Origin of the sequence: Brevibacillus brevis (genome assembly GCF_001039275.2) — a bacterium.
GTDB lineage: Bacteria > Bacillota > Bacilli > Brevibacillales > Brevibacillaceae > Brevibacillus > Brevibacillus brevis_C.
The window spans coordinates 3,124,229-3,147,624 of sequence record NZ_CP030117.1 but is presented as its reverse complement, the minus strand read 5'-3'; the positions used below and the strand labels follow the sequence as shown (position 1 = coordinate 3,147,624).

Here is a 23,396-nt window from a genome sequence, read left to right as displayed (position 1 = left end):
GATGACCTATACGAAACACTCGGTTTCACCGTCATATCGCAAAAAACAGGACGTGTTTATGGCCACGTCCTGTTGTAATTCTCATTTTTGTATTAATGGAACCGCCGTTGAAGACTACGCTCGCGAATTCGTTTATTCCTCTGAGCACGGGAAAACGTATACACGATTAAGAATAGGTTCATTCCTAACCAGACAATTAATACGCTATAGCGGGCTAGTGGATGTGTGTTGCCACTTTCTGAGTCCCCAAACACAGTAGCAGGAGCTGGAGCAGGCGGATCATGACGAAGCAATGGATACGAGACGGCTAGCTTGCCAGCCTGTACAAACAGGCTCCCATCTGCTTTTAGCTCTACCAAAGGCTCCGCCCCTTTGGGAACCGTCGCATACAAATCCTCCTTGGCTGTAAAAGTTACAACCGAGTTGTTGCCAGGAACAGCTACTTCTGAAAAAGAATCGCCTTTTTTGGCAATGGATTTGGTCTCAAATCCTTGAAAGCCAAAGTCCAGTAGCTTTTTCACATCTTTGTATGCATTTGCACTTGTAGAGGCCTTCATCGTGACAGCGATGAGTTCCATTTCTCCACGCTTAGCGGAGCCTACCAGCGTATGCATCGCCTGATCTGTGAAACCGTTCTTCATTCCCGTCGCGCCTTCGTAATCGCGCAGGAGCTTGTTGTGATTCACCAATACTGTTTCCCACGTTTGTCCATGCCAAGGCAGACGCTTCGTACCGACAATTTCCCTGAAAACGGGGTTTTTCATCGCGTACTGCGAAATTTTGGCCATGTCAGAGACAGTCGTGTAGTGATTTGGATCATGCAGTCCGTGTGGATTGGTAAAATTCGTTTCGGTGACTCCTACTTTTTCTTTCAAATAAGCGTTCAAATCCACTGCAAAACGCTCTGTCGTCTGGCTCATATGCTCCGCAATCGCTGTACCAGCGTCGTTACCTGAATTCATGAGCAGTCCGTACAACAAATTGCGAAGAGAAATCCGTTCTCCCTCTTCCAAATAGACACGTGTTCCTTCTTCACGGCGTGCTTTTTTGGAGACAGTGACAGTATCATCCAGATTCCCTTTTTCTATCGCGTAAATACCTGTTGCGATTTTTGTAATACTAGCAGGGTACAACTTCTCATGAGAGTTCTTTTCAAACAAGACTTGTCCCGTTGTAGCATCAATCAGAATGGCTGATTGTCCAGTGAGAGTGTTAGGCTCCAGGCTTGATGACTCCTCGGCAAAAGCGGAAGGCGTGCCAAGGTTGAACAAAACCATCACCACAACGAGTAGGTTCGTTAGCAAAAAGCGCATGTTAGTCAATATCCTTTCCTACTTTGTCGCGTTTTTTCAGGTTACATGTGGTCTGAGGACAACAAAAGACGTTATTTCAACCGGATTCCCAACAAATCGTGAATCATTTTAAACTTAGGGTTGTCAGCAAAAGCCTCTTCGAAGCCACTGACATGTTCTCTGTACAAGGCTGCAGCAGAATCCAAATCCTGCTTGACGTACAGGGAAAATATTTCTTCCAATTTTTCTTCCAGTGTTGTATCAACTTCTGCTGGTGTGAGAATTTCTTGACGTAAATTGTTCATCAACACGTCGAGCTGATGTGTGATCACGGACGCTTCATGAAGCTGCTCCAACACATCTGTCGGAATGTTGCCCGCATACTTGTAGCGCAGTTCGTGTTCATTTGTCGCCCAGAAGTTCATGCCCAATGTACGAATTTGGATCTCACAAAATAGTGTTTTCTTTTCGCTGCCATGGTAAACCGTATAAGAAACGATCATGTGAATACTTCTGTAACCGGAATCCTTTGGAGCTGCGATGTAGTCTTTGACATCGTGAATGATGATATCCTCCCGCTCCTGCAACAACTGCTGTACCTCGCGTACATCGTCTACATAGCGGCATACGACTCGAAGGCCCGCGATATCCTGGACTTCCTTGGCGACGTCATTCTGCCAATGATCTCCCAAAAAGTCGATTCCTTTTTCGTTCGCCTTCTTTACTAAACTGTCGACTTTTTTTACTCGTCCGACAACAAATTCAATAGGAGAATAACGGCCGCTTTTGAGAAAGCCGTATTTAATTCCTTTTAATTTTAACTTTAGCTCTTCGACTGCCTGTTCATACGGCGCCAAGAAATGAACCATGTTGTTGAGCACCTTGCTTGGCACATTTGTGACTCTCATGAAGACACCTCCAATTACTTCCAGAGGAAAGGTGATGCATCAAAAAACGGCTGCGGATTTACATACGTATTACCCACTAACATGCCGTAATGAAGGTGAGGACCTGTAGAAAAACCGGTGCTACCCATTTGTCCAATCACCTGTCCCTGTTTCACTTCTTGCCCTGTCTTGACACCTAGCTTGGACAAGTGAGCATATATGGAAAAAATATTTAACCCGTGATCGATGATGATGGTATTTCCTGTTAAGTATAAAGAGTCGGCCAGAACCACTTTCCCATGGTTGCTCGCCAAAATTGGCGTTCCAGTTTTGTTCGCGATGTCAATCGCCGCGTGTCTGTTGGCCGGTACACCATTTACTACGCGCTGGTAGCCGAATGGAGTCGTTAATTTTCCGACTGCTGGCTGTGTAAACGGCTCCGAGAAATACGGAATCGCTCTCGAGTTAGATCTGGCTGCATTGATCTTTTTTTGATCTGCATTGATTCGTTTTGTATCCTGACGCATGTTGTTGAGCTGTTTACTTACCGTGAGCTTATCTACTTCAAATTTTTTCGGTGCGATTGTCACTGTTACGGAAAGTTTTTTGTCAGCAGATGTAACTTTATAGGTCCCTGCTTTCGTGTTAAAAGGAATCGGGATAAACCGGGCATACTCATCCTGTGTCTTTTGCAATCGATAGTTCTGTGAGAATACCGTTACCGTTTGTGGCTCTTTACTGCGTACAAAAATAACGTCCCCAGGATATGTTTTGGCTGGCGTTACGCTGATCGCTGGCTGTTGTTTCGTTGTTTGGGCGTAGACCCCTTCTACTGTCTGGCTGAATATGCTTGTCCCAGAGACGAGCGTCAATGCTGTGACCAACATAAGACTAACCATTGATTTGAACATAGACATGCTCCCTCCCATTTTCTAGTATAACAAAACACACTCTGAAAGGAAAAAGAAAAAGAAGGCTAATGAGCTAGCCTTCTCCAATCATTCCAAATGTAATCTTACTGTTTCTTCGAATAATCCGACATCATTTCCATGATGGATTGCACGCCTGTCAGCATTTCACTCGCACGTTTGGTTTTTTGCGAGATGCCTTCAAAGTCAAGTAGCCCTTTTTTTCGGTCGTTCCATCTTTTAAACAATTCTTCCGCCATACCGGGGTTGCTTTTGACCGCTCTAATCCGCATGGAATCCTCGAGAACCCACGCTTCAAATTCGGGATGCTGTTTTAAAAGCTGCTTCACTTCTTTTTTCTTCATAGCCGGACGTCGCTCCTTTCCACTGGACAAACGAGGATAGTTAACTGTTCGTTACACCATATGACTAGTCCGCGATTGTGCTTGTGTGTTTGCACCACACAGGAAAGAAAAGGGCTTTTCATAGGTAAACATAGAAAGGCCCCTCAAAAGGGACCTCTCTTCATCCAGCTATTTACTTGTCAGTACGTTAAACTTGACGACCTGCCAATTGTTGCTCAGCGAAGCTCACCAGACGCTTGGTAATTTCGCCACCAACAGAACCGTTTTGGCGAGAAGTAGTGTCTGGTCCGAGATTTACACCAAATTCAGATGCAATCTCATACTTCAGTTGGTCCAAAGCTTGGTTCGCTTGAGGAACTACCAGATTGTTGGTTCCACCTTGGTTGTTAGCCATGATTGATTCCTCCCGACGCGTTTTTTCTCCCGGGACGGGTTTGAACCGCCAGCGTTTTGCTTCTCGCCTTGAGACCGGAAGTTGATATTCAAGAGGTGGTTGTTGACCTCTTGTGGTACTATCATCCCACCGTAACAAAAGTACATGCACACTTTCTCACGTTATTTCAGTTGTAAAATCTGACAAGGTTGTCCCGCTCCTTTATGCTATAATGGTGCGTATAGTTTGGTAGTGAGAGGGGCAAAGTTTTGTGAGTGATTCAGGAAAAGTACTGCTCATCGATGGTATGAGCTTTTTGTTTCGCGCCTTTTATGGTTCTGCTTGGGGTGGAGCCTATCGCCAGACTTCAACAGGTGTGTACACAAATGCGGTTTATGGATTTACCAAAATGATGCTCGATTACGCAGAATTGACACGCCCTACTCATCTCGTGGTGGGCTGGGATGTCGCTTCGCGCGAGTCTTTGGTGCGCAGCCAATGGTATGACGGCTATAAATCAAATCGTCAAGCTGTACCGGAAGAGCTCATTCCACAATTCGATTTGGTGAAAGAAATAACGGATGCGTTCTCGGTTCCGAACTTGGGTTGCCCTGGCTATGAAGGCGATGATGTATTGGGTACGCTCTCCACACGTCTTTCCGAAGAAGGACACGAGGTCATCATTGCGACAGGTGATTACGATAGCTTGCAGCTCATATCTGAGCGAGTTAGTGTTAAAATCCTGAAAAATGGTGGCAAACACGAGCATTATAATCCAGCGAGCCTTTTGGCATTGCGTGGAATTTCACCTGAACAGGTCGTTGACGTCAAAGCTTTAATGGGAGATGCATCTGACTGTATTCCAGGTTGTCCAGGAATTGGTGAGAAAACAGCGACAAAGCTGATTACTGAGCATGGTGATCTGGACAACCTATATGTAAATCTGGCAAGCTGTACGCCTAAAATGCGCAGCAAGCTGGAAGAGAATCGCGATCAGGTGTACTTGAGCAGAAAGCTGGCTACGATTATTCGGGATGTTCCGGTGGAGTATACGTTGGAGGATGCCGTGTGGGAATACGATCGTCAAGCCGTTCAGAGCAAATTCGATGAGCTTGAATTCGGACGTACAATGGCAGCGAGAGTCGGCTAATTGAAGTTATAATCATCGGCTGAGAAAGAAGCGGTCTATCCACTTTTTTTCAGCCGATTTCTTTATGCACTGCATAATCGCTCCGTCAGGGAAACCCAGACGATTCGGCGATCCGTTCGGTCTCGGAATCTTCGCACCAAATTTTCCTCCTCCAGCCTGCTAATTAAGCCTGACGTTGTGCTGTTTGACAAATTAACAGCCTTGCTGATTTCCCCCATTGTTTTTGGCCCGTTTCCTAGAAATTCAAGAATCAATACTTGTTGCCAATTGAGTTCATTTGTCTCTAGCTCTTTTTGTGCCATATTTGAAAACAAGACACTGGCTCCCCGTATAAGCTTGGCCAGCTTGATCAATTCCTTCATCGTGTCCTCCTTTTACCATTTACCTTTTGCTAGCTTATGCTCAGAATAGACGAAACTATTAAAGAAAAAAGTGGGTAAGAGTTAAACTTTTTCTTAAACTACATTAAAAAAATCCCGTCCCACAAGAGGAGACGAGATTTGGAAGTGATGTCGAATCACTTATTTAGCTGCTTGAAAAACATCCAGGAGCAGTCCTGTGTTCTCCTCCCCATCCGCTTCCCAGCTCGTCGCAAATTTGACACGGTGAGAAACGCCCAGCAAATCATACGCTTGTACGAGATGCTGCCTCGCAGAACCCACAATCAAGCTGTGCAAGCGAACTTGTTTATGCTGACCCAAAGAGATGAGTTTTTCTTGGACATAAGGAGAAATGCCCCCGATTCCATCTGTTACCATGACAAAATCTGCTCCACGCCACGCTTGTTCCTTTTCAACCAGCTCGATGGCTCGCTTCATCGGGGCGTCGAAGTGAGTCCCACCGCCGAACGCCATTTGCGCCAAGCCATAAAAGGCAGGCCAATCTGGCTTTTTGTGATAAAGCGGTTGCTCTCTGATCTCGCCTTTTGCCCCGAACAAGAGGAGGATAAAATCACGCTTTTCCAGCATCGAGAGGGCGGCAAACGTCATGAGGAAAATTTGCGCAAGTCGCAGCTTACTTCCGCGCATCGAGTGGGATGTGTCCAGCATGCAGATTACCGGACCTTTTGGCGGTTCTTCCACCCATCCCGAAGTATCGTAAGTCATGAGCTTTTGCTCCAGCCATTTGAGCATGAAGTAGTTCTCAAAGTCCGGATCAGCAAGAAGCACAGCTTCACCAGGCAGCATGTGGGCAATATCGCCCGATTGGCGCAAATCATAGTATTCCTCAGGAAAATGTCTGGAGCGAATTTCTTTGCGCTTCACACGAAAGCGATGGACTTGCCTGCCTACCTCGTTCAGAAAAGCAATCAAGTCAGGATGGCGCTTCAATTTCTCAATCCATTTCAAATACTGCTCAAAGCTTTGCCTGCGCAGCTTGCCTAACTCATGCCCCCAGCTTCGGTTGGCAAAACGCTGACTGGCCGTAAATACCTCTTCAACAAAAAGCGTATCGAGTTCTTCAGTAGATAGCGTCGCCTTTAACGATTGCTCCAGCCATTGTCCGAGCTCTTTTTCAAAAGCGGCGATCGCTTCCTTCTCTTGCTTTTCCAGTCGATCTAGCTGCTTTTCGCGTTGGGCGAGGTCAGTTTCCAGTTTTTTCACCTTTTGCAGGAGCTTGGTCCGTTTCGTGAACTGGATTTTCATTTCTTCTTGCAGCTCCGTAATGCGATTTTGCAAAGACAATACCTCTGCCCGCACTAACGGCTTGGTGTCCATGGCCTCTTGCTTGTCTTCCACGACCCGCTTCCCCTGCTGAAGCGTGTAACCAACTAACTCGAGCTTGGCCTTTTGTTTTTCTGTCAAAAGCTCGGAAAGCTGTGCTTGTTGACTTCCTTCCTGGCCTTGCTGGTCTTTTAAGCCGGTTATGAGCGGAGAAAGCCGTTGATCCTTCTCCCGCTGCTTCACTTCCTCAGAAAACGTTTCTGTCAGCCACAGCAAGGCCTTGATTGCGGTTTTGAACGACGCGCTTTCCTGCCCGACTGTACGAGGATGAATCATGCGTGTAAAATACTGCTTCATCAGTGTACGAATCATCCAATGATGAAAAGGAGTAGATTCTTGCGTCAGATCGATCTCCGGCTTATCCAAATAAAAGACGAGGAAAAAATCAGCCAAGAGCTCCAAATCAAACCATGCTGCTCGTGCCCTCGCCTCATGAACCCATTCCTGTGCGGTTCGCGAAGAGGCAAGGTACGTTTCAAATACATAGCGATCAACACCGCTAGCACGAATGATCATACAAACTACCCCCTACAACGTAAAATCGTAGTCCGCCCCGGGGATTTCCTTGTCAAAAATCGTCCGATACGTGCGCTGTAGTTGCTGCAAAATCCGTTCGCCTTCAATTCGCAGGTACGAATATTTGACCGCGTATTTTTCTACATGGGGAATCAAGCGGTTTTTTTCCAGGACGTAGGCATGCAGATCGTGCTCGCGCTTCTCCCACTGAATGAGACGATTACGCAAGTCTCGCGCCGTCTCTTCTACCTCTTCGCGACTCTCTTCCAACAACCGGACATTGCGCTCCATCGCTTCCTTGCCCAGCTTTGCGCCCACTTCCTTTTTAAACTGGAAGGCATGCAGCTCCGATTCTTTTTCCTTCCATTTATCCGCAATTTGTCCGAAGCGCTGGAGTGGCAATTCATTCTCCATATCATTCTTCAGCATTTCCGTAAATTGTTGTTCAAACGCTTCCTGCATGACCGACAAGTCCTCAGGAACATTCCACAGCATATGCGGAGTGAAAACCGTGTCCCAGATTGTCACCTGCTCACGTCCATGCAAGGCAGCAGAAGTTCGCCATACATGCGCGATTTTGCTCCAGCGACGGTCGGAGAGCACATACTCTTTTACTTCCAGGTCTTGTTTTAGACGGTACAAGAAATAAATCATGGTTTCTGGAATAACCACTTGCTTCGCTGCCGCTTGAATATCCTTCACGTCATACAGAGAGAACACAACAGGAAGAGGCGTCGTAGGCAATGAAAACATGCGCTCGTAACTGGAAGCATGTTTCAAATAGTGAACTTCATAGCGAAACAGGAAGCGGTCATAAAGAGCTGACAATTGATCATCGTCATCAGGAAGTTCATTCGATGCAGCGATTAAAAATTGCAACGGAACCTCCTCTTTTTCTCTGCCATTGAAATAGATTCGTTCGTTCAATATAGAAAGCAACGCATTCAGAATCGCGCTATTCGCTTTGAAAATTTCATCCAAAAACGCAAACTGAGCGTTGGGTAAATAGCCTGTTGTTTTTCGTACGTATTGATCCAGTTTCAATTGTTGAAGGGAGACCGGACCGAATATCTCATCGGGGGTCGTAAAACGGGTAAGCAAATACTCGAACCAATGTTCCGATCCGAATAGCTGAGAAACAGATCGTGCTAGCTGAGACTTGGCTGTTCCCGGCGGACCGATTAACAAAGCATTTTCCCCGCTCATAATGCCGAGCATTAAAAGGCGAATCAGTTCACTTCTTTCCAGGAAACGGCGCTCCAAAAGCTCAATTGCCTGGTCCATTTTACGTTGGATGGGTGTAGTCGAATTCATCGTAGTTGGCTGCACGACGGGCTGGTTACAGACGTCGAAGTGCCGATCCCCCTCTCTTGCTTGGAACCCAAATTTACGTCATTCATTAATAGTGGCATATCATGGACAAAAATGCCAGTTCTCCAGTGGATTCACTTGTTCTCTCTAGAGTGTGCTTTCACCCATGGCCTATTTTTCGCATATGTTGTGACATCAAGGTACTTACATCGGAGTAACGAAAAAGGAGGGTGCGACATGGGGATCGAGCTTTTGTGGATACATGGTGTGTATGTCTTGTTCGTGATTGGCATTATTCTCGTGATGGTTTTACGAAAAGATACGAGTCTGATTAGTATCGTGGGCATAGCAATCCTCGGTTTCGTCGCGACAGGGTCTGTGACGGCAGCCGTCGGCGGAATATTTGGCAGCTTCATCTACGCGATTACCGAGCTATTGCCGACGATTTTAGTTATCTGCATCATCGTTGCCATGAGTCACGTTTTGACGGATACGGGCGTAAACGAAACGATGATTCGGCCGATGACTCATTTAGTTCGAAATCCTACATTGGCGTATTGGGTGATCGGGATCGTCATGATGGTCATTTCCTGGTTTTTCTGGCCTTCTCCAGCTGTCGCACTAATCGGTGCTGTTATGTTGCCCGTGGCATTGCGCGCTGGCCTGCCGGCGATGGGTGTCGCCGTTTCGATGAACTTGTTTGGACACGGGATTGCGCTGTCCGGCGATTACATTATTCAGGGGGCTCCCACTTTAACGGCCAAAGCCGCAGGAATCCCTGTCTCGGACGTGATTTCAGCCAGCGTCCCTCTCGTTATCATTATGGGCGTCGTGACAACTGCCATCGCATTCTGGTATTTGAAAAAAGACATGAAGCTCGGCGTGCTCGCGTCTCCCAAAGAGACAGTCGTACCCGATGAAGTTTTTACTTCCGCACGAGTCCCTTTATCAGATGGCGTGCGTCGTGCGTTGGCTGGACTTGTACCGGTTTTATTTATCCTCGATGTCGTGGCCATGTTTGCTTTTGATTTACGCGGAGGAGATGCAACGGCGCTTGTGGGCGGAACCGCCCTGCTCATTCTCATTATCGCAACGATGCTTGCGCACAAGCAAAGTGGTCTCGAGCAGGTAACCACACATCTGATTCAAGGCTTTCAGTTCGGCTTTAAAGTATTTGGTCCGGTCATCCCGATTGCTGCTTTCTTTTATATGGGCGACAGCGGGTTTATCAAAGTGTTTGGGGAGATGCTGCCGCAGGGTTCACACGGAATCGTGAACGACCTCGGAGTGGCGCTTGCACAGACGATTCCCATTAACACGGAAGTAGCTGCTCTTACTGTATCCGCAGTAGGGGTTATTACAGGGCTCGATGGCTCAGGGTTCTCTGGTATTACGCTGGCTGGCTCTTTGGCTCAACTATTCGCAACTGCTTTAGGTGCCGGTGCCGCTACGTTAACAGCGCTCGGACAGATTGCCGCCATCTGGGTCGGCGGTGGTACGATCATTCCTTGGGCATTGATTCCTGCTGCGGCGATTTGCGGAGTAGACCCTTTTGAGCTGGCGAGACGAAATCTGTATCCCGTGGCGATCGGACTTTTGGTGACCACAATCGTGGCGATGTTTCTTCTGTAAAGCGTCGGTATCTATACGAAAAAGCGAATGGTCTCGTGCCGTTCGCTTTTTTCCTTGGTTGGGTGATGAGATAGACAAGTTTTTTCATTCTGTTTTTCTCCGAGACTCATACACTTGTACTAGCATCTATTTAGATGAGAAAGGAAAAAACCAGTATGAAGTTGTGGGGAAAAAGTATCCAGGTCGCAGCAACGTACATTGGAACCGTCGTAGGCGCCGGGTTTGCGAGCGGTCAAGAAATCCTCGCGTTTTTCACCGCTTACGGCCATGCCGGAACAATCGGCATCCTGCTCGCCACATCTCTTTTTGTTTGGTTGGGCTACAAGATGATGCTAATCGCTCATCATTTGCGCACACCCTCCTATGAATCCTTTAATCAAAGACTGTTTGGACCGATGATCGGTCGTGCGATGAATATTTTGGTCTTTCTCACCCTTTTTGGCGTAACGACTGTCATGCTGGCAGGAGCGGGTTCGGTCTTGGAGGAGCAGTTTGACATTCCATATTTGATCGGGACCATCGCCACCGTTCTGTTCGCCCTGTTGCTTCTGCGAAAAGGGTTGGAGCAATTACTCGTCGTAAATGCGATTGTCGTGCCATCCATGTTATTGTTCGCTTTGCTCATTTTACTGGATGGCACCGCAGATTCCCCCATGCCTCTCTCGACCCCATCCGATTACTCCTTCTTATGGAAAACAGTCTTATACGTGTCATTTAACCTGGCCATGGCCCAATCCGTTCTCATCCCGATCGGTTATGCGATCCGCGACAAGGTTGTTTTGTTTCGGGCAGCCGTCATTGGCGGGGTCGTGCTTGGATTTATGCTCCTCGTCGTCCATACTGCTATGTTGGCCAACTGGGACGACGTCCGTCTCATGAATATCCCGATTCTTTTTGTAACGGACCAATGGAACGAGTGGCTCCAGCTGTTCTTTGTTTTCGTGCTCTATTCCGAGATTTTTACCACATTGATTTCGAACGTGTTCGGGATTGGTCAGCAGCTGCGTGAATTATTGGACGTTCCGGAAACGCGCCTTTACTTGTATTTGTTCTCTACTGCTTTCGTATTGTGCCTGATCGGGTATAGTCAGTTGCTGATGTTTTTATATCCGTTGTTTGGGTATTTGGGGTTGTCTACGCTCTGTCGGATTTCGGTTCCAGGGACGATCCCTCGGCATAGATTTTAAAAACAGACGACCACTTCTCAAATCAAGATTAAGATCGCATATTGTTCGTGTTTAGGATAGTCACTTACGATAACCAAAAGTATTACCCCCGAGAATTTTTTAACAAAGTGAGATAGCGGCTCAATATTCACGAACAATTTTTAATTAATATCAATATATAATTCGTAATTAATCCGCATTTCTCAACAGTCATTCACATATGTACGATACGTAAAAGGCCGACTCTCCGTCGTGAAGCAGTCGGCTTTTTACTATAAATGATCAATTGTTCACTACTATAGCAATTGAGCGAACGTAAATCAGCGAGAGCACCTTCCATAGTCTGCTCCCACGTATAGACTCTCCTAGACCCAAGACTTTTGCATCGCGAACCATATTGTGTACCCGCCAGACATATTCATACTCGAACTCTTTCATTTATTCGCATACGAATGGTAACATTTGTCACGATTGAACCGTCATAGTGTAAGACTGACCTCATCAACATACTAGAAAGGAATTTCTCACATGAAATTTTCTACCCTATTAAAAACCATGCTCGTTCTGTTTCTTACCTTCTTCTCTACTTCGCCAATCAAGGCTGAAGAGCAGCAAGACCCATTAAATCCACCGCAATTACCAGTGGTGTATCAAAACCTGCAAATCCCGTCTCATTTGACAGAGCCATTCTTTCTTTTCACGAAGCAACCACTTTACAAGCACGATTCACCTCCAAAGACTTACACCATGTCATTGGTTTCACCGTCTGGAAAAGTAATAAAAAGCAATTATCTCGTTTATAAAAGTGAAGTGTACCCGCTCCGAAATGGGTACGGTTATTTTTATAATGGCAGCTTTTTTAAGCATACGGAATATTTGGTCTACGATAAGCAGGGCAAAGTTTCACCGATGGGTACCTGTTGCGATGTTGCTTTCAAGCAGATACATGGGGAATGGTTTACGGGCACGGACTTTCCGGGAAACCTGCCGTATCTGTACAACGCCAAAACAGGGAAAATTACCAAGAAGTTTCCGGACGCGGATCATCCATTCTACCTAGCCGAACCGACTACGAAAACGTTTGATCCGTATTACTTGCCCTATGGTGATATGGTAAAAGACGCAAAAGGGTACGAATATTACAAGATGGGCATGAGAAATATTCATGGAAAAATACTGAGTAAGCCATTTTTTGATGAATATTACGGATATGGTGAAGGCTGGCATCGTGTGAAAATAAATGGCCAGACGCATTTTATCAGCAATGAAGGCAAAATTATGCTAAAGCCTTCCCGTAACTATAAAGTCGAATCGAATATGCACAGTGGAGCATTCGTTGTCTCAGGCAAGCTGGGGAGCGAAGAATTTTATGTGCTGATGAATAAAAAGGGACTCATTGCTTCCAAAAAGTATGCGTTTATCCGCCCGACAGCTGATGGTCACTTTCTGGCTGTGACGAAAACCAACAAGCCATATACTTTTACCAAAATTAATGCGGCAGATAAAGTCGTCTCACCGCAACAATATGTGCTAAATAAGCCAGAACTAATGAAAGAGCTCAAGCAGACGGGACAATTGTTTCATACTGATTCCCAGATCATTGCGAACACAGCTAACAATCAAAGCTTCAACTTTCCACATCAATTGCTGATCACTCCTACGAATGAGACCGTTGCCATCGAGTACACCATCTCGGGGACCAAAAAGATTGGTGTGTATACGCATGACGGCAAGCTGATCTATGAGGAGATTATCAAATAAGTAGGTCAAACAAATAAAAGCACGACAATGCCCTGTTAAACAAGGGGTATGGTCGTGCTTTTCCTATCAAGTTCCCTTGGTCTCCCAAGTGATAACGCAATTATTCCAATCCCGCAGGTTTTTCCCTTCCATCCAATGGATACCAGCGAAGCACATCACGCGGTGGGCTTGCCAACCCTTCCTCCAGCAAGACACACTTCCAAACTTCATCACCCGGCCCATCGGTTGTATCTCCGTCATTGATAACAGGACCATTCTCATATACATAGTTCGATATATTTCGCAGGAAACTCGCGACCTCATTCGGATCGTAGGCATCCCCATTAAATATCGCCTCATGATCGATCACATCCAACTGCTGCATGCCGACGGTATCCATCAAGAGCCATCCTTCCGGAAGATTGAACAACCGGACATTGGACCATAGCTCCAGCGGAAGAAGCTGGATTTGCTCATAACGTTGATTCAGCTCTTGCATCAGCTCGGCAGACGCGAGGCACTCTCCATTCGGATTAAAAAAGCAAAGGGCTTCTGGCATTTTCAACAGCGACTCAGCAATGGCGGTGACAGTCATCAACTCCGGGAGTGCTTCATAACCCTCAGGCAGTACAGGAGCTTGATCGTTCGACTCTCCCAACACGAAAGAAGAGCGAATACGGATGAACGCTTTGTGCTCGGATGCGGCTTGCCGCCCTTCGGGATATCCCCAAGACTGTTGAGTTGCCCGCTCAAGGCTATTCGAGAACGTGAACGGACCGAAAAAGCCCATCGACCAAGCGCCAAACAGCATCGTGTCTTCTGCCGGGTCTCCCATACTATCCGGCCAAGGCTTATCGACGACATCGACCTGAATATATCCGTTTACTTCTGGACGATACGGAATAAGCAAGCTAGGGCCGCTGAACACCCATTGGTCGAACGTTTCCATGATGTTAACAATTTCGAATTGATCCTTGAGCATGTCTGCTATTTTGTGAATCGGAACCGCCGTTGACAGCAGGACGGCAACTCCTTGAGAATACATACCTTTTGGCATATCGTCATCTTCTTTCCATTGTATTTTTATGAGTCATGGCGTACTTTACGTAACTGTAAATCCGATCGCTTGAAGCTCCTTCATCGCGAGTTCCAGATCCACTTCCGGATTCAGCTCCGTAATCATTTCTTCGGTAATGGCAGTATTTGAAAACGTGTACCCAACTACATCAAGCGAAACCTTCACCTCGTAGTAAGCCTCTGCCCACTCTACATAATCTTCTGGACTATCATATATCATCCCAAGCAAAAAATCTGAGCCGTCATCCAGCCCTTGCGGATTATGTATGTCTCCTGTTTTCCACACGTGATCAGTAGGTACTTGCCATAAACAAAACGTAACGTCCTCCTTGGTTAACGCTTCGTCATCGAGTCGATGAAGCAAAGCTGGAGGGACTTGCTCATAGATACCAGGCCAAACCTCGTATTCTTCCCTGGCATGAGGACTCATTTCCGATTCATGATCAAACCCTTTTACAATAACGCCCTCGGGAGTGAACAGGATGTAAAGATCGTCGCCTGCTCCGTTGTTAATGCTCGCGAATGTTGTGTTTTCATCCCATTGTGGATCGAACTGATATCTACGCAGCCATTCCTCCTGGCATAGTAGAATATCCAGGGCACTCAGGACGAGCATACGCTGTTTTAATACTTCATGTTTTAGGAAAGGCTTTGACCAGCTTTTCATTTGCATCCACCTTTACGATTTAGATACTCCGCCTAATCCCAATCCAAAAAACCTTCCACGGACAACTTTTCCTCCCCGCATTCGGGACAAGTCGGCGAATACCCGTGATCCAGCTCCTTGTCAATCGGTATAGATGGCATTTTCTCTGAACACCGTGGACAATCATAGCTTTGTAAATACGAATCAGTGTCCGACTGCAAGTGCAAATAGTGGGCATTTAGCAGGTATTTGCATTTTTCGCAAGCGTATAGACCATGAAAGCAGTTATACTTTGTACGCTCGTCCTTCATAAATTCTCGGATTCGCTCCTTGCCAACTGGATCCTCGAACCATTCTTCGATTTCGCTCAAATAACCATATCTGAATCCAACGCCCATGTACACATTTTGGTTGTATGAGCAACGTTCACAATGCAGCTTATAAGCTACTCCCATGCTATCTCCCTCCCCAAATGAGGAACTTCTCTTCACTATGTGAGCAGTAAATCTAATAGACTAAAGCCAATATTGACCAACACAACCACTACAACGCCGCGAACACTAACACCACCAAGCGTTCTTGTCTCTTCTAAATCAAGCAAGGCATTATTACTGTACGCTTTTTTTATTTTCCGAACAGCCGACACATAGTATAAAAAATTGCCGGTTAGTCCAAATAACGCTCGTTGAAATAATGCAAAGAGTATGTACACTTCATTAAAGGTAGCATCATCGAATGCCAATGCACCCAAGGCAAAACCCACAAAGAGGTTCACCAAATAAATAACGGTCGCCCATCCATACATCTTCCGATAGGCAAACCATGCTACGCCAAAAAGTGCTGCTCCCCAATTCCATGAGAGTCCTTTCGCCCGCCAAGCCTCCAGATAGTACTTATGATGGTGGACATAGGCGGACAAGAAATTCAAGGTAAGATGTGTCTCCAAAGGTTCTCCCCCAAAACTATTTTCTATTAGTTCCTAATCTTTTGCGACCTTTATGTGGGCGAGTATGCTCTAACGACCTCTCATTATACCAAAAATGACCAACCCAAACGATATCGAACCATTTGTATTAGAAGGTCAGCCAGTTTTTGCTGGTTGACCTCTTTTATTTTTGGACGTACCACTTAGATTTCGCATCACTGGCAATGCTGTGGAACTGCAAGAACAGGTCACTCACCCACTATCATCTTAGAATCGACTGAGCTTTACCATGCCGTCACTGATAAATTTACTAAAAATCCCAAATGTTTTTCCGTTTGCGAATGTTGTTCTCGATCATTTCGATTCCGCTCTTCATCATCTCGATCATCTTCATCTGTTGTTCTCTCAAAGGTTCAGGAATCTCTCCCAGTCTTGCTTCCATTTTGGAGATCTTCTCTTTTTTCTTCTCGATCCGTTCTAAGCGTCTCTCTTCAGAACTCATATTTCTATCTCCCTATCAGTATATTCTTCTATACTCTGTTCCCATTAAACAATATCAAGATTTGATTATCTCCTGTCCTTTTCATTACCCGATAACCTGTACCCGATGCCGTCGCCACCCCTTCGTCGTTCGGTTTGCAATATCCCCCCGCTCGGCACGTTCCATCGTCGCGAAGAAGCAGTTTACCGATGAGACCGATAGCCACCCAGTTGGGCATTTCTTTCCGCGTTTTACACTTCCGGTTCGGATCCCAATACGGATTGATTTTGGGTCTCTCCTCTGTTCGTTCGGGTATGATGATATTTCCTTCCCGATCGGTTACTGCCGGAACCACGACCTCGTGGTATTGGATACGACTCCATTCATCGAGCACGAACTTGCTGCACCCCGGATCTTCCACATCCGCCAAAATTGCCGGATTAGAGCTGGTCACTCCTAGAATATAATCGTCGTTGGAAGTAGCTTTCCGGATGGTCTCACTTTCTCCGTCAAAGCTTACAAAGTAACCGACATCAATCGGCTGGCCATCCGCCGTCTCAAACATCTCAGCAAAATCGCAAGCACCGACGGCTACGTTGAATGCCGAAGCTGTGACGGTCGATTCGAAACACGCACTGCCGTTATTTAAAATTTTGGCTTTGACGCCTGTAGGGTCACATGGAGCTGCTCCATTAACTAGGTACCAGGAAAATGGCAAATCTCCCGCTGCAGGATTGGGAGCGCCGTTGATCCCCATCACATGCACTCCCCCAAGTGTGCCAGCGCATGTGCCCAAACCTTCTGTATGGGAGAAGTTTCCATCTGCAAGAGTGTTAACACCCTCCGCATGCGATGCAAATCCACTGGCCTCTGTCTCAGAACCCTCCGCATGGGACCCAAATGCACTGGCCACTGTATGAAAACCCTCCGTATGCGACACCTCTCCACTTGCCACTGTACCAGAACCCTCCGCGTGGGACGCAACTCCAGTGGCATCTGTCCCATCACCCTCTGCATGGGAAAAATTCCCTATAGCATCTGCGAAATTACCCTCCGCATGGGCCGCAAATCCAACGGCATTTGAATGAAAACCCTCCGCATGCGACAAATTTCCACTGGCCACTGTGCCAGAACCCTCTGCATGGGACGCAACGCCAGTGGCATCTGTCCCATCACCCTCTGCATGAGAAAAACTGCCGATGGCATCTGCAAAATTCCCCTCGGCATGGGCCGCAAATCCAGTGGCATTTGTAGAAACACCCTCCGCATGCGATGCTATTCCACTGGCATTTGTATGAAAACCCTCCGCGTGGGAAAAATTTCCCCTCGCCACTGTACCAGAACCCTCTGCATGGGACGAATTTCCAATAGCATCTGTCCCATCACCTTCCGCATGAGAAAAAAGACCTAAGGCATCTGCGAAATTACCCTCCGCATGCGACGCAAATCCGCTAGCATTTGTAGAAACACCCTCCGCATGCGACGCAAATCCACTCGCCTCTGTAGTCACACCCTCTGCATGCGATGCTACTCCACTAGCCTCTGTCACAGACCCCTCGGTATGGGATGCAAATCCACTCGCCTCTGTACCAGAACCCTCAGCATGGGATCCTAATCCACTGGCCTCTGTATTAGAACCCTCTGCGTGGGAAAAATTTCCGCTCGCAACTGTAAAAAGCCCCTCGGCATGGGATGCAAATCCACTGGCAATTGCCCGAGCACCCTCCGAATGGGATGCATCTCCGCTGGCTTCTGTCTCACGACCCTCCGCATGGGAAAAATCCCCTAACGCCTGTGGGCCTGGCCTCGATAAGATACTTAAAGTTCCTCCTTCGGCATGAGACGCAAACCCACTTGCAATTGTTCCAACCCCTTCTGCATGAGCACTTTGACCACTGGCTAGGTTAGGAGCTGGGTTACCCAATTGATCTACACCACCGCCCTCTACGTGGGAAGCTCTTCCACTAGCGGTGTTTCCTTCCCCTTCAGCATGAGAATTCAGTCCACTAGCGATGGTAGATATACCCTCGGCATGAGATTGATCCGCTTGCGCCTGTGTGCTACTCCCTTCCGCATGTGAAGCGCGTCCACTCGCCGCCGTGGATATCCCTTCCGCATGGGCAGCCAGTTGAGTTGCTGTTGTTAGGAGCCCCTCTGTATGGGAAATCAGTCCGCTTGCGATCGTCCCTTTCCCTTCCGCATGTGACTCATCTCCACTTGCTGTCGTGTTGAATCCTTCCGCATGAGCCGCAAGTCCACTTGCCGTTCCTCCGATCCCTTCTGCATGGGCGGCGAAATTGCTTGCCGTAGTTTTGAATCCTTCCGCATGCGATCCTTTACCGCTGGCTGTGGTGCTGACTCCCTCGGCGTGGGAGCCTTCACCACTCGCGACTGTGCCTATTCCTTCCGCTTCGGAACACAGCCCGCTTGCGATTTCGTTGCAACCATTTGGCATACGATACCCTCCCCCCTACTAAACAGTTATGGTATCGTATGCCATGAGAAGAATGGTGGACTGGTCGGCTTAACCATGGATAAGGGTGGAATTATTCCGTAGGACGAACGAAACAACCCATCCAGCTAACTCGATGCTGATACCATTGAGTCGAAGTATTTGAATTCAATTTGTTTGGTGTAATTCTTGTTCACCATTACGGGAAGCACTGACAATGATCACCGCTGATAGCATAAGAAAAAGGAACAGTACGAATCGTGATGATCTTATACAGCATCTCATTCCCCTCCTTTCATGACCAATCAACCTAACTGACTGATGATCGGTTAAATATAATCAAAAAGCTAATCCAGATAATGTAAATTACAACCGACGAGTGAACCGCTCTTTTTTCTCCATAAGCCCTTGACCTTCACATTAGCGTGAACGTTTAGACTACATGCAGAACGATAACTCATTCACTCAAGGAGAGACAAAAAATGAACAACTATACAGGTAAAAAAGCAGTCGTAACTGGAGGTACACATGGCATGGGCTTGGCCGTGGCAAAAGCATTGCTGGCAGGCGGTGCCGAGGTCATCGTCTCTGGTCGCAATCTGAAAAATGCCGAAGAAGCAAAACGTGAGCTGGGCGAACGGGCACATGTTGTGGTGTCTGACGTATCGAGCATGGAGGATGTGCAAGCATTCGGAGACTATGTTGAAAAGCATTTTGGTAAGATCGATTTTCTCCATGTGAATGCAGGCACTTCCATTCTGGAACCGTTTTTGGAAGTCACTGAGGAGACCTACGATCGGATTTTTGAGGTAAATACGAAAGGGGCATTTTTCACTGTCCAGCGCTTGGCACCGCTTATTCATGAAGGAGGTTCGATCGTATTTACATCTTCCGTAGCAGATGAAGGCGGCTACCCCGGCATGAGCGTATACAGTGCATCCAAGGCGGCATTGCGCTCTTTGGCCTCCGGGTTTGCAGTGGAGTTGCTTGACAAGGGCATTCGTGTCAATGTCGTAAGTCCCGGTTTCATTGATACGCCTTCCATGGGAGTTGCCGGTTTCTCGGATGAACAACGCGCTACCTTCCAGGAGCTTGGCGATAAGATTACACCAATGAAACGTCATGGTTCATCAGAAGAAGTGGCGAAAGCGGTGCTTTTCTTCGCCTTTGACGCTACCTTTACGACTGGTGCGAGGCTAACTGTGGATGGTGGCATCGGGCAAAACTTACATTCCTTTTAAAAAGACGGCCCCGGATCAGCTGATCGCTTCGGGGCCGTGACTATGAACTAGCTCGTAACCTTTTTTCCGCGGGTAATGGATATTTGCCTCTCCAGCGTTTTCTTCCACTCTTGGAGTGCCTCAATCTGTTCGTTCACTTTGCTGAGCTTTTGTTCGTAAATCGCCAGCATTTCCTCGCAATATTCGTAATCGTCTGGAGTCGCAACTTCCCCTCTGAACAGCGTTCTGATTTCATCCGCTGTTAATCCCAGCTTCAAGTACAGTTGAATCATCTTGACGCGCTTGACTGCCGATTCATTGAAATGGCGGTAATCATTTTCCAGTCGTTCTGCCTGTAACAAACCCTTTTCTTCATAATAGCGGATCGATCGAGTACTGACATTGGTTAATTGGGATAATTCGCTTATTTTCACGCAGTAAAGTACCTCCTCGTGTGAGAATGCTATCCCAATTATATGCCAGAATGTCAGGGTATCCATATCGTTTTTGATTACGAATCTATGCTGCTTCTTTCGTATGAAAATTCTCCAGAAAACAAGAACTAGAAGAAAACATTTACATTTATATGTGAACTCAAGAATTTTTTACATGGTAAATCATATTTGATCGTTCTATAGAGTCAACATCAAGAGAAGGTAGTAAAATACTATCACCTAAAAGGGTTAGCGAAGGTGTTTTTGCGTTAGCTGAATGGATTGCAATTACCAATGACTCTGCTAACATGAACATCGCCGGATCTGTCTACTATAGCAAAGCCCATGCAGCTCTTTAGTAATTACAGTATCCGTGTCCTTGTAAATTTACCGTCCATGTTCCTTCTTTACCGCGTTCACTTTTTCCATATCGACTACCTTTCCATCCATCGTCACCGCTGGCAATGCTTCAATCCCATATACCTTCGTTTTCTCCTCAAATTCGCCCTCGACACTCTGCTCCAGCTTGTTATGAACGACGACCTCACATTTGGAACAGCATAACGCTTTGACCTTTTCCACAAAGGCAGAACTGGAGTGACTGCCATCTACAAATATTTCGATTTTTGCACCTATGACTACTCCTCTCCTTTCGCACATTTTTGCATGATCGGGCATTGCTCCCTTGAGACGGACCACATCGAGGGTGGACGTTTTGTAGCTTCCTCTAGCAATGCTTTGAAATGTTGAAGCTGGCTTATTTTTTTGTTGATTTCTTCTACTTTATCAAGGGCCAGCTTGTGCATTTCCTGGGTGGGAAGCTCCTCGTCTTTTTTGTACAGAATCAAGAGGTTTTTGATCTCTTCTAACGTAAAGCCAATGTCCTGTGCACGTTTAATGAATAGAATGTCAGTAACGGTTTGCTGAGAGAACATGCGATAGCCGGATTTATTGCGGGGAGCTGCGGCAATGAGTCCCCTTTTTTCGTAGTATCTGACTGTTTCACTATGCACATTGGCTTCACTGGCTACTTGGCTTCTCGTCAACCCATCCATATTTTCCTCCTCAATCATTATGATAAAGGCTGTAGTTACGTACAGAGTCAATCAGAAAAAAGATTGTCTGTTTGGACAACCCTTGTCTGAAGCTGAAACCTTCGTTTTTGGGTCCTCGATCTCCTCTCACAGTTGAATAAACATGTACGCCGACTTAGGTGGATTGGCATGCCTGTCTAAGTCGAAACCAATCACTTCCTCATGAAAAAAGAGACACCCAGTAGCACATGATCTGCCCTGAAGTGTCTCATCAAACGCTTTTTTCGTACTACCATTTTTTCTTAGGTGGACATATCGGTTTGCAAGGTGGTGGAAATGTCGGTTTTGGTGGTGGTGTCGGTGGTGGTGTTGTTGGAATAGGAACTTGTTGATCCTGCAAAACCTTCAGACCAATACGCAGGACGATTTTTTCACGGACGGTCGAGAATGTTTTGGTTGTGTCTTTGCACCGCTTATTTTCCAAACCAATGTCTAATTCGGTGAATTCCGTGAATAACAGCTCACAATACGGTCTCTCGTTGTAAACTTTTCGGTTACCGAACAAACCTACGTTGATCTTTGCCGCATGACCTGATTTATTCAAATATTCTCCGTGTGACTCGAAATCTGGTGCCAGTTGCAAAGTCGGTCCTGTAGCCGGAAAGGTCAGATCCGTACAGAAATCGAATGGTATCAGCGCCGTTGTATGTCGTACGTCACCGCATACAGCAGTTCCCGTTACTTGATCAACTGTGGTGTACTCGATATTTTTGCGAATAAAACCACTGACGAACAACTTTGCAGACAACGGGTTAAATGTAGGAACCAGCTCACATTGCTCCAGAATAACACTCTTTAATACTCGAATGATCTCAAGGGCAGGCCTTTCCAAATGAACATTAGCTTCCACACATACGACAACGGCCGTTTCCGCCAACGTTACAGGTACTTTAATCGTTTTAGGAAAAGCGGTTTCGGTCGAAGCCATTCCGAACACACGGGCGTTTTCCACCGTGCAGCTGTTTTGCGTAACTTGAGTTTGGCCACAGTTACAGCCATCGCCATGTATACCCATTTTTACTCTCTCCTTTATCACCAACCTACTCTCTTTATATTATATGGACTAGATTCAATATGGATTTGGCTGATGCCAAGCGTTATCTGCCCTTTTTTCTAGAAAAGACTGTTTACCTTCTTCGTTATGTATGGAGGCGGAACGGGAACTAGCTGCTTCCGATACCACCATACACGACCGCTAATGGTTGCCAAGCCGCTGAACTCCTTCCATCCTGATTGCGAATGGGTGAGCGGTTCTGCCGTGATGTTGATTTGCCAGTCCCCCGTCTCTACCCATCTATTCGTCAGACAAGCTGGTGCTGTAAGGAGAATGGCACTTGTTCCTACATTTTCTTTGGGCAAGGAAGGGCGTAATACTGTAGAGGTAAATGGCAAGCGAATCGTTTCATGCTCTACTTTTTGCGAATCGACAGTGACCCCCACACCCTTGATTTCCAACTCACCTGACAGCCAGACAATCTTTTTGCTATCATCGTGGCGAACGTGCTGGACATCGATCTTACTTTGGCATTCCACCTCTTTCCAATCGAGCTTCCATGGCACACGTAAGGAATGAACCCACTCTACGTCCCAAATTTCTTCCAGGATAGCAACCTGCATGAGCGATTGACCTGCGTTTTCTACGTAGACTACTTTTGCTTGAATCAGTTCTGGCTGAGATCTGTTGTTTTCTTTCGTAAGATCCCTGGCATCCTTGGAGATGGGAGGAATGTCAGGAGCGGACTGCGGTGAAATTTGTTCAGTAGCTGTCTGCTTGACCGGAGGTGGAGGCGCATGGTTTCGTTTGCGCTTAGGTTTCTTGGAACGATACACTTTCTGCTTATCGATGGCACCTTGCTGAGGCTGCATCTGTTCCTTCGGTACTACAAAAAGGAGCGGGAGTGATGCACTCGACTTTTTCAAAGAGCCTCGATGGTTAAGAATTGGCTTTCGATTCTTCGGATTTTTCTTGTCGTTCGGCATGTCCTCACTCCTCCCCATCAAAA

General features: G+C 46.6%; 24 protein-coding genes. 5 read left to right on the top strand and 19 right to left on the bottom strand.

The window, feature by feature from the left end; translation table 11 throughout:
* Positions 1–92: 92 nt before the first annotated feature.
* The 5 genes from AB432_RS15590 to AB432_RS15570 form a co-directional block, all read right to left on the bottom strand.
* The gene (locus AB432_RS15590; RefSeq protein ID WP_048033060.1) at positions 93–1,313 is read right to left on the bottom strand and encodes a D-alanyl-D-alanine carboxypeptidase family protein; all 1,221 of its coding nucleotides are present in this window, start codon (positions 1,311–1,313) and stop codon (positions 93–95) included.
* Between the two features lie 71 nt (positions 1,314–1,384).
* The gene (locus tag AB432_RS15585; protein ID WP_048033059.1) at positions 1,385–2,200 is read right to left on the bottom strand and encodes a GTP pyrophosphokinase; all 816 of its coding nucleotides are present in this window, start codon (positions 2,198–2,200) and stop codon (positions 1,385–1,387) included.
* Between the two features lie 14 nt (positions 2,201–2,214).
* The gene (locus AB432_RS15580) at positions 2,215–3,090 is read right to left on the bottom strand and encodes a M23 family metallopeptidase (protein WP_048033058.1); all 876 of its coding nucleotides are present in this window, start codon (positions 3,088–3,090) and stop codon (positions 2,215–2,217) included.
* A gap of 104 nt (positions 3,091–3,194) precedes the next feature.
* Entirely contained in the window at positions 3,195–3,452 is a 258-nt protein-coding gene (locus AB432_RS15575; protein ID WP_048033057.1) for a hypothetical protein, read from the bottom strand.
* 187 nt (positions 3,453–3,639) lie between these two features.
* Positions 3,640–3,846 (bottom strand): alpha/beta-type small acid-soluble spore protein, encoded by a 207-nt coding sequence (locus AB432_RS15570; protein ID WP_048033056.1) that lies wholly within the window; start codon positions 3,844–3,846, stop codon positions 3,640–3,642.
* A gap of 250 nt (positions 3,847–4,096) precedes the next feature.
* Between AB432_RS15570 and AB432_RS15565 the strand changes: the two genes are divergently transcribed.
* On the top strand, positions 4,097–4,975 hold the full coding sequence (locus AB432_RS15565) for a 5'-3' exonuclease (RefSeq protein ID WP_048033055.1): 879 nt from the start codon (positions 4,097–4,099) through the stop codon (positions 4,973–4,975).
* Between the two features lie 62 nt (positions 4,976–5,037).
* Here AB432_RS15565 and AB432_RS15560 read toward each other — a convergent pair whose 3' ends face one another.
* The 3 genes from AB432_RS15560 to AB432_RS15550 form a co-directional block, all read right to left on the bottom strand.
* The gene (locus tag AB432_RS15560) at positions 5,038–5,337 is read right to left on the bottom strand and encodes a MarR family transcriptional regulator (protein WP_048033054.1); all 300 of its coding nucleotides are present in this window, start codon (positions 5,335–5,337) and stop codon (positions 5,038–5,040) included.
* A gap of 159 nt (positions 5,338–5,496) precedes the next feature.
* A complete protein-coding gene (locus AB432_RS15555) occupies positions 5,497–7,215 on the bottom strand; it encodes a hypothetical protein (RefSeq protein WP_048033053.1) in 1,719 nt (572 codons plus the stop codon).
* Positions 7,216–7,227: 12 nt separating this feature from the next.
* Entirely contained in the window at positions 7,228–8,529 is a 1,302-nt protein-coding gene (locus AB432_RS15550) for an AAA family ATPase (protein ID WP_048035837.1), read from the bottom strand.
* 234 nt (positions 8,530–8,763) lie between these two features.
* On the opposite strand from AB432_RS15550, the gene AB432_RS15545 reads away from it, so the two are divergent.
* The 3 genes from AB432_RS15545 to AB432_RS15535 all read left to right on the top strand — a co-directional run bounded on the left by AB432_RS15545 (position 8,764) and on the right by AB432_RS15535 (position 13,085).
* Positions 8,764–10,158 carry a membrane protein gene (locus AB432_RS15545; RefSeq protein WP_048033052.1) on the top strand — a complete coding sequence of 465 codons (1,395 nt, stop codon included), beginning with the start codon at positions 8,764–8,766 and terminating at the stop codon, positions 10,156–10,158.
* Positions 10,159–10,313: 155 nt separating this feature from the next.
* Positions 10,314–11,345: a YkvI family membrane protein gene (locus tag AB432_RS15540; RefSeq protein ID WP_048033051.1), complete on the top strand. Its 1,032-nt coding sequence runs from the start codon at positions 10,314–10,316 to the stop codon at positions 11,343–11,345.
* A gap of 507 nt (positions 11,346–11,852) precedes the next feature.
* On the top strand, positions 11,853–13,085 hold the full coding sequence (locus tag AB432_RS15535) for a hypothetical protein (RefSeq protein ID WP_048033050.1): 1,233 nt from the start codon (positions 11,853–11,855) through the stop codon (positions 13,083–13,085).
* 100 nt (positions 13,086–13,185) lie between these two features.
* Here AB432_RS15535 and AB432_RS15530 read toward each other — a convergent pair whose 3' ends face one another.
* From AB432_RS15530 to AB432_RS15505, 6 genes are all read right to left on the bottom strand, one after another.
* Entirely contained in the window at positions 13,186–14,121 is a 936-nt protein-coding gene (locus tag AB432_RS15530) for a DUF4261 domain-containing protein (RefSeq protein WP_048033049.1), read from the bottom strand.
* Between the two features lie 45 nt (positions 14,122–14,166).
* Complete coding sequence (locus AB432_RS15525; protein WP_048033048.1) at positions 14,167–14,808, bottom strand: hypothetical protein; 642 nt, start codon at positions 14,806–14,808, stop codon at positions 14,167–14,169.
* A gap of 32 nt (positions 14,809–14,840) precedes the next feature.
* Positions 14,841–15,242, bottom strand: coding sequence for a hypothetical protein (locus AB432_RS15520; RefSeq protein WP_048033047.1), 402 nt, complete (start codon positions 15,240–15,242; stop codon positions 14,841–14,843).
* Positions 15,243–15,277: 35 nt separating this feature from the next.
* Positions 15,278–15,733, bottom strand: coding sequence for a DUF2628 domain-containing protein (locus tag AB432_RS15515; protein WP_048033046.1), 456 nt, complete (start codon positions 15,731–15,733; stop codon positions 15,278–15,280).
* A 289-nt stretch (positions 15,734–16,022) separates the two neighbouring features.
* Positions 16,023–16,214, bottom strand: coding sequence for a hypothetical protein (locus AB432_RS15510; RefSeq protein WP_048033045.1), 192 nt, complete (start codon positions 16,212–16,214; stop codon positions 16,023–16,025).
* A 28-nt stretch (positions 16,215–16,242) separates the two neighbouring features.
* Positions 16,243–18,648: a peptidase G2 autoproteolytic cleavage domain-containing protein gene (locus AB432_RS15505; protein WP_053079583.1), complete on the bottom strand. Its 2,406-nt coding sequence runs from the start codon at positions 18,646–18,648 to the stop codon at positions 16,243–16,245.
* Between the two features lie 479 nt (positions 18,649–19,127).
* On the opposite strand from AB432_RS15505, the gene AB432_RS15500 reads away from it, so the two are divergent.
* Positions 19,128–19,886: an SDR family oxidoreductase gene (locus AB432_RS15500; protein WP_048033044.1), complete on the top strand. Its 759-nt coding sequence runs from the start codon at positions 19,128–19,130 to the stop codon at positions 19,884–19,886.
* Between the two features lie 47 nt (positions 19,887–19,933).
* Here the strand turns inward: AB432_RS15500 and AB432_RS15495 are convergent, their stop codons facing one another.
* The 5 genes from AB432_RS15495 to AB432_RS15475 form a co-directional block, all read right to left on the bottom strand.
* Positions 19,934–20,299, bottom strand: coding sequence for a MerR family transcriptional regulator (locus tag AB432_RS15495; RefSeq protein ID WP_048033043.1), 366 nt, complete (start codon positions 20,297–20,299; stop codon positions 19,934–19,936).
* A gap of 387 nt (positions 20,300–20,686) precedes the next feature.
* Entirely contained in the window at positions 20,687–20,881 is a 195-nt protein-coding gene (locus AB432_RS15490; RefSeq protein ID WP_162630243.1) for a hypothetical protein, read from the bottom strand.
* Positions 20,882–20,937: 56 nt separating this feature from the next.
* Positions 20,938–21,354, bottom strand: a complete 417-nt coding sequence (locus AB432_RS15485) for a MerR family transcriptional regulator (protein ID WP_048033041.1) — start codon at positions 21,352–21,354, stop codon at positions 20,938–20,940.
* A gap of 268 nt (positions 21,355–21,622) precedes the next feature.
* Positions 21,623–22,408 carry a CsxC family protein gene (locus AB432_RS15480; RefSeq protein WP_048033040.1) on the bottom strand — a complete coding sequence of 262 codons (786 nt, stop codon included), beginning with the start codon at positions 22,406–22,408 and terminating at the stop codon, positions 21,623–21,625.
* Positions 22,409–22,506: 98 nt separating this feature from the next.
* On the bottom strand, positions 22,507–23,391 hold the full coding sequence (locus AB432_RS15475; RefSeq protein ID WP_048033039.1) for a hypothetical protein: 885 nt from the start codon (positions 23,389–23,391) through the stop codon (positions 22,507–22,509).
* Positions 23,392–23,396 lie beyond the last annotated feature (5 nt).

Coding starts and splice junctions, on each gene's coding strand:
- AB432_RS15475 (WP_048033039.1), bottom strand. CDS start 23,391: ATGGGGAGGAGTGAGGACATGCCGAACGACAAGAAAAATCCGAAGAAT.
- AB432_RS15580 (WP_048033058.1), bottom strand. CDS start 3,090: ATGTTCAAATCAATGGTTAGTCTTATGTTGGTCACAGCATTGACGCTC.
- AB432_RS15560 (WP_048033054.1), bottom strand. CDS start 5,337: ATGAAGGAATTGATCAAGCTGGCCAAGCTTATACGGGGAGCCAGTGTC.
- AB432_RS15520 (WP_048033047.1), bottom strand. CDS start 15,242: ATGGGAGTAGCTTATAAGCTGCATTGTGAACGTTGCTCATACAACCAA.
- AB432_RS15545 (WP_048033052.1), top strand. CDS start 8,764: ATGGGGATCGAGCTTTTGTGGATACATGGTGTGTATGTCTTGTTCGTG.
- AB432_RS15480 (WP_048033040.1), bottom strand. CDS start 22,408: ATGGGTATACATGGCGATGGCTGTAACTGTGGCCAAACTCAAGTTACG.
- AB432_RS15510 (WP_048033045.1), bottom strand. CDS start 16,214: ATGAGTTCTGAAGAGAGACGCTTAGAACGGATCGAGAAGAAAAAAGAG.
- AB432_RS15485 (WP_048033041.1), bottom strand. CDS start 21,354: ATGGATGGGTTGACGAGAAGCCAAGTAGCCAGTGAAGCCAATGTGCAT.
- AB432_RS15525 (WP_048033048.1), bottom strand. CDS start 14,808: ATGAAAAGCTGGTCAAAGCCTTTCCTAAAACATGAAGTATTAAAACAG.
- AB432_RS15535 (WP_048033050.1), top strand. CDS start 11,853: ATGAAATTTTCTACCCTATTAAAAACCATGCTCGTTCTGTTTCTTACC.
- AB432_RS15540 (WP_048033051.1), top strand. CDS start 10,314: ATGAAGTTGTGGGGAAAAAGTATCCAGGTCGCAGCAACGTACATTGGA.
- AB432_RS15505 (WP_053079583.1), bottom strand. CDS start 18,648: ATGCCAAATGGTTGCAACGAAATCGCAAGCGGGCTGTGTTCCGAAGCG.
- AB432_RS15500 (WP_048033044.1), top strand. CDS start 19,128: ATGAACAACTATACAGGTAAAAAAGCAGTCGTAACTGGAGGTACACAT.
- AB432_RS15550 (WP_048035837.1), bottom strand. CDS start 8,529: ATGAATTCGACTACACCCATCCAACGTAAAATGGACCAGGCAATTGAG.
- AB432_RS15575 (WP_048033057.1), bottom strand. CDS start 3,452: ATGAAGAAAAAAGAAGTGAAGCAGCTTTTAAAACAGCATCCCGAATTT.
- AB432_RS15530 (WP_048033049.1), bottom strand. CDS start 14,121: ATGCCAAAAGGTATGTATTCTCAAGGAGTTGCCGTCCTGCTGTCAACG.
- AB432_RS15585 (WP_048033059.1), bottom strand. CDS start 2,200: ATGAGAGTCACAAATGTGCCAAGCAAGGTGCTCAACAACATGGTTCAT.
- AB432_RS15555 (WP_048033053.1), bottom strand. CDS start 7,215: ATGATCATTCGTGCTAGCGGTGTTGATCGCTATGTATTTGAAACGTAC.
- AB432_RS15570 (WP_048033056.1), bottom strand. CDS start 3,846: ATGGCTAACAACCAAGGTGGAACCAACAATCTGGTAGTTCCTCAAGCG.
- AB432_RS15590 (WP_048033060.1), bottom strand. CDS start 1,313: ATGCGCTTTTTGCTAACGAACCTACTCGTTGTGGTGATGGTTTTGTTC.